11 protein-coding genes and 2 pseudogenes are annotated in these 15533 nt (G+C 66.6%); 9 read left to right on the top strand and 4 right to left on the bottom strand.

Features of this window, described 5'->3' with window-relative positions; genetic code table 11:
- Positions 1 to 725: 725 nt before the first annotated feature.
- Positions 726 to 2300, bottom strand: a complete 1575-nt coding sequence (locus H5407_RS21140; RefSeq protein ID WP_183106484.1) for an RNA-binding protein — start codon at positions 2298 to 2300, stop codon at positions 726 to 728.
- A 206-nt stretch (positions 2301 to 2506) separates the two neighbouring features.
- On the opposite strand from H5407_RS21140, the gene rtcR reads away from it, so the two are divergent.
- From rtcR to H5407_RS24505, 5 genes and pseudogenes are all read left to right on the top strand, one after another.
- Positions 2507 to 4141, top strand: a complete 1635-nt coding sequence (gene rtcR, locus H5407_RS21135; protein WP_183106483.1) for an RNA repair transcriptional activator RtcR — start codon at positions 2507 to 2509, stop codon at positions 4139 to 4141.
- A 161-nt stretch (positions 4142 to 4302) separates the two neighbouring features.
- On the top strand, positions 4303 to 5820 hold the full coding sequence (locus tag H5407_RS21130) for a S9 family peptidase (protein WP_183106482.1): 1518 nt from the start codon (positions 4303 to 4305) through the stop codon (positions 5818 to 5820).
- Positions 5821 to 6196: 376 nt separating this feature from the next.
- Positions 6197 to 6553 (top strand): nuclease-related domain-containing protein, encoded by a 357-nt coding sequence (locus H5407_RS21125; protein ID WP_183106481.1) that lies wholly within the window; start codon positions 6197 to 6199, stop codon positions 6551 to 6553.
- A 60-nt stretch (positions 6554 to 6613) separates the two neighbouring features.
- Complete coding sequence (locus H5407_RS21120; protein ID WP_183106480.1) at positions 6614 to 7711, top strand: hypothetical protein; 1098 nt, start codon at positions 6614 to 6616, stop codon at positions 7709 to 7711.
- A 103-nt stretch (positions 7712 to 7814) separates the two neighbouring features.
- Positions 7815 to 8365 (top strand): annotated as a pseudogene (locus H5407_RS24505) (transposase); the annotation flags it as partial.
- Here H5407_RS24505 and gyrB read toward each other — a convergent pair.
- The 3 genes from gyrB to dnaA all read right to left on the bottom strand — a co-directional run bounded on the left by gyrB (position 8355) and on the right by dnaA (position 13849).
- Entirely contained in the window at positions 8355 to 10904 is a 2550-nt protein-coding gene (gyrB, locus tag H5407_RS21110; RefSeq protein ID WP_183106478.1) for a DNA topoisomerase (ATP-hydrolyzing) subunit B, read from the bottom strand. The pseudogene H5407_RS24505 and the gene gyrB sit on opposite strands and share 11 nt — an antisense overlap.
- A 107-nt stretch (positions 10905 to 11011) precedes the next feature.
- Positions 11012 to 12148: a DNA polymerase III subunit beta gene (dnaN, locus tag H5407_RS21105; RefSeq protein ID WP_183106477.1), complete on the bottom strand. Its 1137-nt coding sequence runs from the start codon at positions 12146 to 12148 to the stop codon at positions 11012 to 11014.
- A gap of 216 nt (positions 12149 to 12364) precedes the next feature.
- Positions 12365 to 13849: a chromosomal replication initiator protein DnaA gene (dnaA, locus tag H5407_RS21100; protein ID WP_183106476.1), complete on the bottom strand. Its 1485-nt coding sequence runs from the start codon at positions 13847 to 13849 to the stop codon at positions 12365 to 12367.
- A 485-nt stretch (positions 13850 to 14334) separates the two neighbouring features.
- Between dnaA and rpmH the strand changes: the two genes are divergently transcribed.
- From rpmH to H5407_RS21080, 4 genes and pseudogenes are all read left to right on the top strand, one after another.
- A complete protein-coding gene (gene rpmH, locus H5407_RS21095; protein ID WP_183106475.1) occupies positions 14335 to 14469 on the top strand; it encodes a 50S ribosomal protein L34 in 135 nt (44 codons plus the stop codon).
- A 198-nt stretch (positions 14470 to 14667) separates the two neighbouring features.
- Entirely contained in the window at positions 14668 to 15027 is a 360-nt protein-coding gene (locus H5407_RS21090; protein ID WP_404935649.1) for a ribonuclease P protein component, read from the top strand.
- 14 nt (positions 15028 to 15041) lie between these two features.
- Entirely contained in the window at positions 15042 to 15353 is a 312-nt protein-coding gene (gene yidD / locus H5407_RS21085) for a membrane protein insertion efficiency factor YidD (protein WP_183106473.1), read from the top strand.
- Positions 15350 to 15533 (top strand): annotated as a pseudogene (locus H5407_RS21080) (membrane protein insertase YidC); the annotation flags it as partial. The gene yidD and the pseudogene H5407_RS21080, both read left to right, overlap by 4 nt.

Genomic DNA, 15533 nt, shown 5'->3' with positions numbered 1-15533 from the left:
ATGCAGCAACCATGGTTTCGAGGCCGATGGCCGATGGCCGAGTGGGCGATTGGGCGATTGGGCGATTGGAAACGCGCGCCAGTGACAGACCCGTCATCGGGGCCTGCACCTGCATCCTCAACCGTGCTCGCCGACCCGCTTTCCTGCTGCACCTGGTCTTACCCAGGCTGCCGGCATGACTAACATTTTTGGCAGTGGCGCTCCCTTCAGTGCCAGCGCGCCCGAAATCAAAAGGCGATGCCTTGTGGCGACAAGGGACGGTGAAACGTCGTGCTCTACCGCTGAGCTACGGTCCCCCTGATACGGGACCGGCGGGACTCGAACCCGCGACCACGAGCTGAGAAGGCTGTAGTTCCACCTGCATTCGCCGCAGGGCATCTCAAACAAAAAGGCGCGACAAGGGCAGCAAGACACTGCCACTGGTTGCCCAGCTGGGGACTTGCACCCCCGGCGTACCGGATGTAGTCCTGCCTGCATTCGCGCTGAAACTGACGGTCCCCGCGTGGCGACGAACAGTGGGTGAGACTCGTTTTTGGATGTAGTCCCACCGGCATTCGCCACGCGACGACGCGTGTCGTGTTGATCGGTCAGTGCCCCGGGCGACAAGAGTTGCAAGAGCGGCCTACGGGTTCTCCGTTGCGGGCTTGCGGGCCCGCGCGGCCAAGGGGCGCTGTACTCCTACAGGCATTCGCCCGGGACACCTTCCAACGTTGAGGGCCGTGGCCTTACTGCGCGGCCAGCGGCACCTTTTCCATTTCGCCGACCCAGTGATCGGCGTCCATGGTGCCGGCGATAAAGCGGGCCACCATCGTGAACACCGCGTCCGAGAAGCCGCCGACATTCAGGATGTCGCGCCGCTCCGCGGCCTGCGTGCTCGCTGTCGGCTGGATGTCGATGCACACCAGGCGCGCCTGGGGGTTGCGCTGCTTGAGCACCTCCCACTCGCGCAGGGTCTGCGTCGCACCGTGGCGTGTGGCATCGACCCAGGACTCGTTGTCCGAGACCAGGATCACCACATCGACCGCGGCGCGCTCCTGGTTGAGCAGGGCCAGCGGTGCGCTGCAGTTCGTCCCGCCACCGCCGATCCGAGCCAGCGCCTGTGCATTGCTCATCACCGAATCGCGAGCGTTCAGCGACAGCTTCACCACACCCTGCTCGAAGGGCAGCACCCGGGCCTGCCGGTTTTTGCGCAGCACGGCAGCGGCCACCAGGGCGGCCACGTCGATGCAGCGCACGGTCGACGTCGCCGAGCCGCGATGGCCGGTGACGGACGAGCTCATCGAACCCGACACATCGGGGCACACCACCACACGGCCGGCCAGCGCCGGCACATTCGCCAGCGACAGCTCCATCGCGTCCTGCAGCGCCTCGCGCACCGGCGCCGGCACCGTCTCGCCCGCCGCCTTGAAGGCCGAAAGCAGCTGGTAGGGCATCACCTTTGCCTTGGCCACGGCCTGCGCGTCGCTCAGCTTGGCGGCCACGGCCTCGGCCATGCCGGGCAGCTCGAACACGCCGTGCCGGGCGAAGGTGTTCAGGTTCTGCCGCACCATCTGCCACGAGCCCTGGCACGCGATCTGCGCCCATTGGGCGGCGGTCAGCGGCAGCGCGGTCAGCATCTGGAACGGAACCTCCGGCAGCTCGGCCAGCACGCCCTGGGCGCTATCGCGCTTGAAGCGCTCGAAGGCCCGGGTGAGAGGCGGCAACGCCGCTTCGTCGAAGGGGCGGCCGATCAGCCACGCGAACCAGGCCGCACGCCAGGCCTCGGCGGGCTTGGGATGCACCATCTTCACCACGTCTGCCAGCGAAGGCGTGTTGCCCACGGCGGCGTTCAGCAGCTGCTTCTCGGTGGCGGTCAGCAACCAGTGCTGCACCAGCTTCTTGGGCCGCGAGCCCAGGGACTTGCGACCCACGGCACCGCTGCGCAGGATCTGCACGAAGTTGCGCAGCATCTTGCCGTTGTCCACCACGCGGGAGAACACCTGGCTCAGCAGGGCCACGTCACGCTGGGCCAGGCTCGCGGCCAGCAGCGCCGGCATGTCCTTCATGTGGCCGGACTGGCGGCCATAGATCGCGGCCTTGGCCACGAAGGCGGGCTCCAGCTGCTGCGTCAGGGCCAGCGCCTGCTCGAGCTGGTCCTCGGCATTGGCATAGAAGGTCCGGCTCAGGCAGCCGGTGGCCGCCAGCTGCGCCAGCTGATGGCGGGGGCTGAAGGCATAGGCCGGGGCCTGCTGTGCATTGCGCGCCGTGGCCGCCGGCAGCAGGGCGCCCTTGAGGGTGTGGAAGAGCTGGGTGTTGACCATGAGGTTCTCCTCGACTTCATTCAACGTCTTGCGTATGCCTTCTTCATTGCAAGGGGTGTGCCAACTTTGCTGGGACGGGCAAAACAAACACCTAAGTTATTGATAAAAAAGAAAAAACTCCTTTCATTGCCACTCTTCAGGCTCAAGCATGTCGATGGCAATCCCAGAAAAGATAGACTTAAAGCTATTCATTTATCTTTTTCGCTATGCCCAAGAAAACCGTCGTCATCGGCTTCCTCGGTTCGCAGCTGGATGCCGGCCAGGGTGCGGGCCGCTGGGAGAAGTGGCGGCCGACGATCTCCCTGGCCCAGCATGAGGACATGGTGGTCGATCGCATCGAGCTGCTGCACGCGACCCAGCACACGGCCCTGGCACAGCAGGTGCAACGCGACGTGGGCTCCGCCTCGCCCGACACGGTGGTGAAGCTGGTGCCCATGGACGTGGCGGACCCCTGGGACTTCGGCGAGATGTACGCGGCGCTCTACGACTGGGCGCGCGCCTACCGCTTCGACACCGCACACGAGCAGTACTGGGCCCACATCACCACCGGCACGCATGTGGCGCAGATTTGCATGTTCCTGATGGTGGAGTCCCGCTTCATTCCCGGCGTGCTGCTGCAAACGGCCCCACCGCGCAAGCAGCGCGCGGGCGACCCGGGCCGCTACACGCTGATCGACCTGGACCTCTCCCGCTACGACGTCCTGGCCCAGCGCTTCAGCCAGGCGCAGGCAGAGGCGCTGGACTTCCTCAAGAGCGGCATCGCGACGCGCAACAAGCGCTTCAATGCGCTGATCGAGGAGATCGAGCGTGTGGCAGTGCGCTCGCAGGCATCCATCCTGCTGACCGGCCCCACAGGCGCGGGCAAGTCGCACCTGGCGCGGCGCATGTTCGAACTCAAGAAGGCGCAGCACCGGGTGGAGGGCGACTTCGTCGAGGTGAACTGCGCGACCCTGCGCGGCGACAGCGCGGCCTCCACGCTCTTCGGCCACAAGAAGGGCGCCTTCACCGGCGCCGCCGCGGACCGCGCCGGCCTGCTGCGCACCGCGCACCAGGGCGTGCTCTTCCTCGACGAGATCGGCGAGTTGGGGCTGGACGAGCAGGCCATGCTGCTCAAGGCCGTGGAGGAGAAACGCTTCTTCCCCATGGGCAGCGACCGCGAGGTGAGCAGCGACTTCCAGCTGATCGCCGGCACCAATCGCGACCTGCGCGTGGACGTGGCTCAGGGCCGCTTCCGCGAGGATCTGTTCGCCCGCATCAACCTCTGGGCCTACACCCTGCCGGGCCTGGCCCAGCGGCCGGAGGACATCGAGCCCAATGTGGAGCACCTGCTGGCCCGCTGCGCCGCCGAGATGGGCCACGCCGTGCGCTTCAACGTGGAGGCCAAGGCCCGCTACCTGCAGTTTGCCCGCAGCGCCGAGGCCCTGTGGAGCGGCAACTTCCGCGACCTCAGCGCCAGCGTCACCCGCATGGCCACGCTGGCCGAGGGCGGCCGCATCGCCACCGGCCTGGTCGAGGCCGAGATCCAGCGCCTGCGCTGGCTGTGGGAGCCGCAGGGCGGCTCGCCGATTCACAAGGGCGCGGTCTCGCACTCGCGGGCGGACGGCGCCGCCCTCACCGCCTTGTTGCCCGCAGACACGCTGGCCGGCCTGGACCTCTTTGACCGCCTGCAGCTGCAGGCCGTGCTCCAGGTCTGCCGCGACTGCTCCACCATCTCCGAAGCCGGCCGCAGGCTCTTCGACCAATCACGCACGCAGCGCAGCGTGGTCAATGATGCGGACCGGCTGAGGAAGTACCTGATGAAATTCGGGTTGGGGTGGGACGAGGTGAAGGGGCGGGACTGAGCGCCGCCGCGCCCTGGTCACGCCGGGGGTCAGGTCTTGCCGACCCCAGCCGGTCCGGCAGCACCTGGCGTTGCCCGGCCTGGCCGGGCTTGCGCTAGTGGCGCCGAGGCTCGATTCGATGATGATGGCGCGACCAAGGCCATGTCAGCCGAGGAAAGTACATGAGCATCAACACGAGAAGGCGCAGCCGGCCTGTGATCGCGAGCTTGGCCGCAGCGGCCCTGCTGGGTCTGGCGCTGGGCAGCGGGGCCCAGCCGCCGGAGCAGCCTGCACCAGCGCCCGCAGAGGCGCCGACACCGCAGAAGCCTGCGCTCGGCCTGAACCTGCAGGCCTTTGCCAGGCTGGCGCCTTTGCGGCCGGCGGCCTTCGCGGCCCAATGGCAGGCCTTGCTGGACGAGGACTTGTCGCGCCTGGCCTCGGCCCCGGACGCAGCGCGGATGCGCCAACGCTTTCTGTGGGCGCAGGGCCGGGTCATGCAGCCCTACTTCCATTGGCGCGACGCGCCCGCCGCCGGCCCCTTGCAAGAGGACCCCATGCTGCCGCTGCTGCTGCGCGATCTGCCGCTGCGCGACGCCCGCTGGTGGTCGCTGCAGGAGACGCAGGACTTCTGGCGCGCGTGGCTGCATGAAAAGGCGCGAGCACTTCTGGCGTCATCACCGGAGCTGCAGCATGGCGACGCCCGCTGGCTGCGCGCCGAGTTGGCCGCGCTGGAGCACGCCGGGCTGCCCCTGCCACAGCGGCGTGAACTGATGGGTCGGCTGCTGGCCGAGCATGTAGAGGACAACGGCAGCCAGGGGCTCGACCCGCTGCTGTCGGCTTGGCGGCGCCTGCAAGCGCCTGCCGCCGAGGTGGCCCGGCTCGACGAGGCCGTCAAGGCCAGCCGCGCCCACGATTGCTGCCACGAGCGTCCTGTGTTGCGCCGTTGGCAAGGCGTGGATCTGCGCGTGCATGTGCTGGAGCCAAGTGGCGCGTCGGCATCGGCTGCACTTCGCCCGGCCATGCTCTGGCTGCACGGGGGTTCGTTCACGCAGGGGCAGTGGTGGCATTCGCCGGTGATCAGTGCAGCGCTGCGGCAGCAAGGCGTGCTGGTGCTGGCCGTGGAGCTGCGCACCAACAGCCGTTTCGACACCGGCCCCCTGGAGCAACTGAGCGACGCCAGCCTGGCCTACGACTGGCTGCTGCGGCATGCCGAGCGCTTGCGCGTGGACCCCCAGCGCATCGGCATGGCCGGGTTCTCGTCAGGCGCCGTGCTGGCCCTGATGGCGGCGACCCATGGCCTGGACACCGCGCCAGGCCGAGGCCCGCGGCCGACTACCGGGCGCTATCCGGCCGCCATCATCAGCCTGGGCGGCTGCGCCGACCCGTTGAACCCGCGCAAGGACGGCTGGTTCCGGCGGCGGGTCGAGCCCGTGGGGCCGCCCGAACACTTCTCCCCGATGGCCACCGTGGCCGCGGGGCAGCCGCCCCTGCTGGCCCTTCATGGCACGGCGGACGAGTACTGCCCCTTCGACGACATGCAGCGATTCGTGGCGGCCTACCAGGCGGCCGGCAATGCGGCCGAACTGGTCGCCGTCGATGGTGCCCCGCATTTCTTCGGCTTCTTCCACCGCCCCGGTCAGGCCCGCGTGCGCGAAGCGCTGGCAGCGGCGCTCAGGCGCTGGGGCTGGATCGCCGAGTGACAGCCCGGCATCGCCCCCGGCTTGCGCAGACCCGCGGGCACGCGGGGCCGGCAGATGCCGGGTTCGCGAAGCCGTAGGCCCCTGAACGCAAGACCAGCCCCGGCGTACCCCAAGCCGGCCGCCGGCGCGCCAGTCCATTGCTCGCTGTGCCAGGTCTTGACCGACAGCCCTGCCGGCGCGCCGGACGCTCACTTGCGGCACCAGACACCCATCTGATACCGATCTCATCCAGTACCCAAAGAACCCAGCAGCGGCGCGGGTTCTGACCGTTTACCTCAGCGCATACCCCGGCACTTTCAGGCCTGGCCCTGTGACATTTAACCGGCTTTCCCGCCATGCGCGGCCAAAATGGCTCGCACTCAGGGAGTCATGACACATGCTGATCAAAACAGCGGATGACAAGCAGCGGCGGTTGAGGCTGCTGGGAGAGTTGCAGCGTTCGCCTTTGCTGGATGCGCGCCAGCGGGACTGGCTGCAGGACGAGCGGATGCGGTGCCAGCGCGGCCAGCAGGGCGAGCGCGAGGCGGCGCATCACATCGATCACTGGGGCAAGGACGGCCACAACCTGGCCGCCTTGCACGACCTGCGTTTCGTCGGGGATGGCGCGACCGCGCAAATCGATCACCTAGCGGTGGACCGCATGCTGCACTTCTGCCTGTTCGAGACCAAGTGCTCGGGCAGGGATGACAGCATGGGGAATACAGGGGCAGGCCTTGAATATGGAAGAGCTTAAGGCTCAAGGCCCGGCCCGCCCCGCTCTCATGCCGTGACCCTATACCTCCGGGAGCAAAGAATGAACCGCCTCACCATCGGCATCGCCACCTCGCTGTTCCTCTCCACCTCCGCCTCCGCCTTCCAACTCTCCCCCGAAGGCACCTCCTTCGAGAAGCGCCTGGCCAAGAAAGGCCAGCCGACCGGCGAGCGCTTGCTGGGAAAGCTGACCAGTTGGGGTGTCAGTACCTTCGGCTCGCCCGTCCACGAGGAGATCTCCAATCGCGCCCTCGACTGCGACGGCGACGAGGACATTTGCGCCGACGCCGACTGGGACCCCGCGCAGGCCTACATCCTGGCGGGCGTCCGCTGGAACGACGACCCGCCCTTCCGGTTCGAGCAAAGCTTTGGTAAGTACAGCGGATGCACGCCGGGCCAGACGGTCCGGCTCGTCGTGCAGCCGGAATGCTGGGCGCGTGTGTTCATGGACGGCAAGAAGCGCGCTCAGCGTGGGGAAGCGTTGAATGCCAAGTCGGCATCGCTGCTGGTGCGTTCGCACTTCGGTGACATGCAGTTCCTGCACGCCATGGGCGCCGTGGACGGAGAGGCGCCTGAGGTAACCCAGCGCCGCGTTCTCATGTGGGCCGAGTTCACTTGGAAGGTAGCCACCCTGAAGATTCGGGGCGACGCGATTGTCGCTAAGCAGGAGGTGGACGGGATTCCGGACGTGTTCGGCACCAACGGCTGGAGCGTCCAGGACTTGTTTGCGCTGGGCAATCCGAATATCCGCAAGCCCGCCTACCTGGCGGCGGTCGCCTTCGGCAGCCTGCTCCATACGGTGCAGGATTCCTTCTCCAAGGCCCATGTGAGCAGGCGCCAGCCGGCATACCAGGGGACATGCCCCGGTGCCGCCAGCGCCTACCTCGCCCCGGGCTTGATCGAGGAATTCCACTCCTATTCGCATCAGGACTCCGGCCTGCATTCGCAGGCGGATGTCCGCGCAGCCTTCTCGGTGAATCTCTCGTCAGGCAAGCCCACTGCGGTGGACGTCGGGCGCGTGCTGGCCGAGTTCTATGCGCGTCAGGCGGACTGGAGCGAGGTGGCGCCCTACATGCAGTGCCTGTTCCAGCTGGCGCCGGGCGCCAGACCTGCATCGCCTGGCGACTATGCCTTGCAATAGAAGACAAGCCGCTCGCGACCCGAATCCCAGGAACCAATTGACCTGCCCGGCTTCTCCGAGACACTGATTCCAAGAGAAGATGGCTCCAATCCCCGAGGAGCCCATGAGGAAGAGTCGATTCACGGAAGAGCAGATGGTGGCGATCCTGCGCGAGGCAGATCGAACCTCCGTCGCCGAGGCCGCCAAGAAGCACAAGGTCAGTGAGCCCACGATCTATGCCTGGCGCAAGCACTTTGGCCAGCTGGACGTCGCTGACGTCAAACGGCTCAAGGCCCTGGAGCTGGAGAACAGCCGACTCAAGAAGCTGTTGGCCGAGGCCACGCTGGACAACGCGATCCTGAAAGAGATCAACGCAAAAAAATGGTGAGCCCGCTGGCTCGACGTGCGCAGGTCGCCTTCGCTCGCGAGCGTGGCCTGAGTCTGCGTCGGGCTTGCGGGCTGATCGGCATGTCGCGCTCCACACCCAGCTACGAGCCTCGGCTGCCCGCCAAAAATGCCCCAGTGATCGAGGCGATGAAGGCACTCTCTGCGCAGTACCCGCGCTACGGCTATCGCCGCATCCGCGTGTTCCTGCGTCGCAAGGGCTTCGAGTTGAGCTGGTCGCGAGCGCATCGCCTATGGCGCCAGGCGGGAGGCGATGTCCTCAAACGTCGATATTCGCCGCCCGCAGCGCATTGGTCTCGATGAAATCCCGCCGCGGCTCGACTTCATCGCCCATCAGCATCGTGAACACGCGATCGGCCTCGATGGCGTCCTCGATCTGCACGCGCAACAGCCGGCGCACCGTCGGATCCATGGTGGTTTCCCACAGCTGCTCGGGGTTCATCTCCCCCAGCCCCTTGTAGCGCTGGCGGCCCACGGAGTTTTCGGCCTGGGTCATCAGGAAGCCCATGGCCGCGCGGAAGTCGGCCACCTTGCTTTCCTTGGCCTTCTCGCCCTCGCCCTTGCGGACCAGGCCGTCGGCGGTCATCAGGCCCTTGAAGGTCTTGCCGGCGGTGGCGAGCACTTCGTAGTCGGCGCCGTGGACGAAGTCCGCGGTGATGACGCTGGAGCGGGTGTTGCCGTGGTGCTTGCGGCTGATGCGCAGGAAGAGCTTGTCGGTGCGGGCGTCGTATTCGGCGCTCACCTCGGCCTCATGCAAGGCGGCCTGCATGTCGCGGGCGGATTGGTCCGCGGCTTCCTTGCTGTCCAGGTTCAGGCTCAGGCCGCCGGCCAGGGCGCGCAGGGCCTCGAAGTCCATCCAGTTGGAGAGGCGGTCGATGACGTTCTCGGCCAGCACGTACTGGCGGGCCAGGGCCTCGAAGGCCTCGCCCTTGAGGATGTCACCGCGGCCGGTGTGCAGCTCGGCATCGTTGAGGGCCACGCGCAGCAGGAAGGCGTCCAGCTCGTGGCCGTCCTTCAGGTACTGCTCCTGCTTGCCCACCTTCACCTTGTACAGCGGCGGCTGGGCGATGTAGATGTGGCCGCGCTCCACGAGCTCGGGCATCTGGCGGTAGAAGAAGGTCAGCAGCAGGGTGCGGATGTGGGCGCCGTCCACGTCCGCGTCAGTCATGATGATGATGCGGTGGTAGCGGAGCTTGTCCGGGTTGAAGTCGTCGCTGCCGGCGCCGCGGCCGATGCCGGTGCCCAGGGCGGTGATCAGGGTGATGATTTCGTTGGAGGTCAGCAGCTTCTCGTAGCGGGCCTTCTCCACGTTCAGGATCTTGCCGCGCAGGGGCAGGATGGCCTGGAACTTCCGGTCGCGGCCCTGCTTGGCGGAGCCGCCTGCGGAGTCACCCTCCACGATGTAGATCTCGCACAGGGCGGGATCCTTTTCCTGGCAGTCGGCCAGCTTGCCGGGCAGGCCCAGGCCGTCCAGCACGCCCTTGCGGCGGGTCATCTCGCGGGCCTTGCGCGCGGCCTCGCGGGCGCGGGCGGCGTCCAGGATCTTGCCGCAGATGATCTTGGCATCGACCGGGTTCTCCAGCAGCCAGTCCGTCAGCTTGTTGGCGACGATGTCTTCGACGGGGCCGCGCACTTCGCTGGAGACCAGCTTGTCCTTGGTCTGGCTGCTGAACTTGGGCTCGGGCACCTTGACGGACACCACGCAGGCCAGGCCTTCGCGCATGTCGTCACCGGCCACCTCGACCTTGGCCTTCTTGGCCAGGTCGTTGTCGGTGATGTACTTGTTCAGCACCCGGGTCATGGCGGCGCGCAGGCCGGTGAGGTGAGTGCCGCCGTCGCGCTGCGGGATGTTGTTGGTGAAGCAGAGCACGTTCTCGTTGAAGCCGTCGTTCCACTGCATGGAGACTTCAACGCCGATGTTGGTGCCCTGGTCCGAGGTCTTGTCGCCCTGGGCGTGGAAGATGTTCGGATGCAGGGTGCTCTTGCCCTTGTTGATGAACTCCACGAAGCCGCGCACGCCGCCGGCATAGGCGAAGTTGTCTTCCTTGTTGTTGCGCTCGTCGATCAGGCGGATCTTGACGCCGTTGTTCAGGAAGGAGAGCTCGCGCAGGCGCTTGGCCAGGATGTCGTAGTGGAAGTCGTTGTTCTGCTGGAAGATGTCCGTGTCCGGCAGGAAGTGGACTTCGGTGCCGCGCTTGTCGGTCTCGCCGATCACGCGCATGGGGCTGGTCTCGACGCCGTCCACCACCTCGATCAGGCGGTCTTGCGGGATGCCCTGCTTGAACTCGATCTGATGCACCTTGCCGTCGCGGCGCACGGTCAGGCGCAGCCACTTGGACAGGCCGTTCACGCAGCTCACGCCCACGCCGTGCAGGCCGCCCGAGACCTTGTAGGAGTTCTGGTTGAACTTGCCGCCGGCGTGCAGCTCGGTCAGCGCGATCTCGGCCGCCGAGCGCTTGGGCTCGTGCTTGTCATCCATCTTGACGCCGGTGGGGATGCCGCGGCCGTTGTCGATCACCGAGATGGAGTTGTCGGTGTGGATGGTGACGATGATGTCGTCGCAGTGGCCGGCCAGCGATTCGTCGATGGAGTTGTCCACCACTTCGAAGACGAGGTGGTGCAGACCGGTGCCGTCGGAGGTGTCGCCGATGTACATGCCGGGGCGCTTGCGCACGGCTTCCAGGCCCTCGAGGATCTGGATCGAATCGGCCCCGTAGACCGCACCCGACGCGGCCTCCGCCGTGACGGCGGCCTGCTGCTTGTCGGTCAGGCCTTCAGGCTTGTGTTCGTTGCTCGGGACATCACTCATCGGGAACTCTCTCTCACACGGGGTCAGGTCTTGCGTGGCCCCTTTAAAGCACTGAAGCGGGCCGGGCCTTCTGGCCCTTGCCCGCTGCTCTCATTTCTGTATCTCGATCAGATCCGCATCGGCATCACGACATACTTGAAGCCGGTCTGCTCGGGGATGGTGATCAGGGCGCTGGAGGCGCTGTCGTTCAGGTCGATGGAGACCATGTCCTGGCCCATGTTCTGCAGCGCGTCCATCAGATAGGTCACGTTGAAGCCGGTCTCGATGAGGTCGCCGCCGTAGTCGATCTCGATCTCCTCCTTGGCCTCCTCCTGCTCGGCATTGCTGGAGGCAATGGAGAGCAGGCCCGGCTCGAAAGACAGGCGCACGGCCTTGAACTTCTCGCTGGTCAGGATGGCGGCGCGCTGCAGGGACGACAGCAACGGCGCGCGGCCCAGGGTCACGCGGAACTTGTGGTTCTTGGGGATGACGCGGTTGTAGTCAGGGAACTTGCCCTCGACCAGCTTGGTCACGAACTCCATGCCCGAGAAGCTGAACTTGGCCTGGTTGCCGGCGAAGCGCATCTCGATGGGTTGGTCATCCCCACCTTCCGATTTCGCGTCCTTGCCGCCGTCCTTCAGGAGGCGCATCAACTCCAGCACAGTCTTTCGGGGCAGGATGACTTCCTGCTTGGGGATGTCGGTCTCCAGCTCGGCCTGCGCGAGGGCCAGGCGGTGGCCGTCGGTGGCCACCAGCGTCAGGCTCTTGCCCTCGGCCACGAAGAGGATGCCGTTGAGGTAGTAGCGGATGTCATGCACCGCCATCGCGAAGTGCACCTGGTTGATCAGGTGCTTGAGCGTCTTCTGCGGCACGCTGAAGGCGGGGCCGAAGTCGGCGGCCTCCTGCACCAGGGGGAAATCGTCGGCCGGCAGTGTTTGCAGGGTGAAGCGGCTCTTGCCGCCCTGCAGGGTCATCTTGCTGGCGTTGCTGGAGAGGCTCACCGTCTGGTCCGAGGGCATGGAGCGCAGGATGTCGATCAGCTTGCGCGCACCCACGGTGCTGGAGAAGTTGCCTTCATCGCCGTCGAACTCGACGGTGGTGCGGACCTGGATTTCGAGGTCGCTGGTGGTGAGCTCCACCTGCCGGCCCTGCTTGCGGATCAGCACATTGGCCAGGATAGGCAGGGTGTGACGGCGCTCGACGATGCCGGACACGGCCTGCAGGGCACTCAGCACCTTGTCCTGGCTGGCTTTCAACACAATCATGTGAACCTCTCTCCACTTGTTCAGGGCGACCCGCGCCCGCCTTCCCGGCCCGACCGGCGCCCTGGGGCCAGTCACAAGCAAGACGCGCGCGCGTGAGACAGCGCGCATTGTCACCCAGGAATGGGGGTTTCCCAGGGCGGGCGAACCAGGGTTTTGACCTAGTCGGTGTGGGTAGACCCGCCAGAAGCCCCGCCGGGGCCTCCGGAGCGCGCCGGATCAGCCTTTGAGCGTCTGCTCCAGCACGTGCAGCTGCTGGTTGAGCTCGGTGTTCTTCTGGCGCTCCCCGCCGATCTTGCGCACGGCGTGCAGCACCGTGGTGTGGTCGCGGCCGCCGAAGAGCTCGCCGATCTCAGGCAGGCTCTTCTGGGTCAGCTCCTTGGCCAAGTACATGGCAATCTGGCGCGGCCGGGCGATGCTGGCCGGGCGCTTCTTGCTGTACATGTCGGCGACCTTGATCTTGTAGAAATCAGCCACCGTCTTCTGGATGTTCTCCACCGAGATCTGGCGGTTCTGGATGGAGAGCAGATCCTTGAGCGCCTCGCGGGCCAGCTGGATGTTGATTTCCTTGTGGCTGAAGCGGCTGTAGGCCAGCACCTTGCGCAGGGCGCCTTCGAGCTCGCGCACATTGGCGCGCACGTTCTTGGCGATGAAGAAGGCCACGTCCTCGGGCATGGGCGCTGCTTCAGCCTCGGCCTTCTTGATCAGGATGGCGACGCGCATCTCCAGCTCGGGCGGCTCGATGGCCACCGTCAGCCCGGCGTCGAAGCGGCTGGTCAGGCGCTCGTCGATGTCCACCAGGCCCTTCGGATAGGTGTCCGAGGTCATGATGATGTGAGCGCGCTTGGCCAGCAGGGCCTCGAAGGCGTTGAAGAACTCCTCCTGCGTGCGGTCCTTGCCGGCGAAGAACTGCACGTCATCGATCAGCAGCAGGTCCAGCGAGTGGTACTTGGCCTTGAGCTCGTCGAAGGTCTTGCGCTGGTAGTTCTTCACCACGTCTGAGATGAACTGCTCGGCATGCAGGTAGAGCACGCGGGCATCGGGCTTGTCCTTGAGCAGGGCGTTGCCCACGGCGTGGATCAGATGGGTCTTGCCCAGGCCCACGCCGCCATAGATGAACAGCGGGTTGTACATCTGCCCCGGCGCCCCGGCCACATGCAGGGCGGCGGTACGGGCCATCTGGTTGGCACGGCCGGGCACCAGGGTATCGAAGGTGAGCGCAGGATTGATGCGATGCCGGGTATTGGCCGGCGCGGGCATCGCGCCCGAGGCGATCACCGGCGCCTGCATCGAGGCCGGCTGCACGCTGGTCAGGCCGTTCACCGCCGGCTGCTCGACGGCTGCCGGGCGATTCACCGGCACCGGCCGCAGGCCGTTGTGCAGCACCTGGCCCACGGCCACCGGCTGGTTGGCCGGCAGGGCCATGACCGCGCGCGGCACGGCCTCGCGCGGCGCCACGGCCAGCTCCAGCCGCGCAGGGCGGCCGGCCAGTTCGCTGAGAATGGATTCAATGCGCCCGGCGTACTGGTTGCGGATCCAGTCCAGCTTGAAGCGGTTGGGCACGCGCAGGGACACGGTCACGCCCTGCTCGCCGCCATCAGCCACTTCAGCCGGGGGCAGGGGACGGATCCAGGTATTGAATTGTTGTTCAGGCAGCTCGGCGGCCAGACGTTCACAGCCGCGTTGCCAGAGATCTGCGCTCATTGTGGAAAACTTCTTCTTGAGCGGCCGGATTGTACGGATCCACGACCGCAAAAAACGAGGTTATCCACAGAAATTTTCGTGCCCACCCCAGCCGGGCACAGCAACCCGGCACCGCCGAGGGAAGTTGACCGATGGCCAGAAGTTTGGTGTAATCGCGGGCTTTTCCGGACGCCGGATGTATTTGCTTGGGCGCGTGGCTTTCCCTGCTTTGGGGGGTCAAACCCCTGGCGGTAGGTCCACCGCGCCAACTAGGGGCCCTGCCCTGGAACACCGCCCTGGCCTCGTGCCGGGACGGCAGCCCGAGCAGGACCTGATGTGGGCGCACGCAGCAGCGGCGCCCCGGCGCGGCGCACATCAGCGGTGCGGCAGGCAGTCACCTCCCAGGAGATTCCAGGAAGGGGCGGCTTGCAGTTCCGAGATGCTCCCGCATCTTTGATCGGCCCATCAGCTATCGCGTCCACAGACGTCCACAGAGGTTTTCCAACATGAAACGCACCTACCAAGGCTCCAAGACCCGCCGCGCCCGCACCCACGGCTTCCTCGTCCGCATGAAGACCCGCGGTGGCCGCGCCGTGATCCGCGCCCGTCGCGCCAAGGGCCGCAAGCGCCTGGCCGTCTAAGCGAGCCGAATCAAGACCATGATCGGCCGCATCGAACGATCGGCCGACTTTGAGCGCGTGCTGGGCCAGCCCAGTCGCGCCCGCAGCAAGCACTTTGCTGTACATCACCTCATGGCCGCTCCCAGCCTGCCCGGACCTGGTTTTTCCACAAGGAAAGCCGAGTTATCAACAGGCCACCCACCACTTGCCCACAATCCTGTGGACGAATCGGCACTCGCCGAGGGGGTGAAGCCCGAGGCCACGACCCCAGCGGCCGTGCCCAAAGGGCTGTGGCTGGGCTGCGTCGTGCCCAAGCGGCATGCGCGCCGCGCGGTGACCCGATCCCTGATCAAACGCCAGATCCGCGCCGTCTTCGCCGACGCCGCGGGCTTGCTGCCGCCCGGACTCTGGGTGGTGCGCCTGCGCCTGCCCGTGGATCGCAAGCAGTTCCCCAGCGCCGCCTCTGATCCGCTCAAGGCCCTGGTGCGCGAGGAGCTGCTGCAGCTGCGCGCCAAGCTGGCCCGCGCTGCCCAAGCCACAGCCGCCGCTCCGGCCGCCCCTGCCGCGGCCCAAGGCTGAACCCCCAGCCCGCCATGACGGCCCGCCGCAGCCCCCTCCAATGGCTCCTGATGGGCCTGATCCGCGCCTACCAGCTGCTGATCAGTTCCTGGATCCAGGCCGGCTGCCGCTATTACCCCAGCTGCTCTGCCTATGGCATGGAGGCCGTGCGCCGGCACGGCGGCGTGGCCGGCAGCTACCTGGCCGCAGCGAGAATCCTGCGCTGCAACCCATTCTGTCTGGGCGGACATGACCCCGTGCCTGACAATCCGCCCCGTCTGTTCTCGCGCCTCGGGCTCGGGGGCAGCTCGACACCCTCTTCTTCCAATCCAGAAGCTTCTCCATGACTGATATACGCCGCACCGTGTTGTGGATGGTGTTTACCGCGTCGCTCGTCCTGCTGTGGGACGGCTGGCAGAAATACAACGGGCACCCCTCGATGTTCAGCCCCACGCCGGCCAAGCCCGCCGCCAGCGCGGCGCCCGCGCCCGGCAGCGCAGCATCGGCCGGCCTGCCCACGGCCAGCG

The sequence above is a fragment of the Mitsuaria sp. WAJ17 genome (genome assembly GCF_014174515.1).
Taxonomy (GTDB): Bacteria; Pseudomonadota; Gammaproteobacteria; order Burkholderiales; family Burkholderiaceae_C; genus Roseateles_B.
Note: the sequence above shows the minus strand (reverse complement) of the source record. Positions and strands in the feature narration are given on the sequence as shown.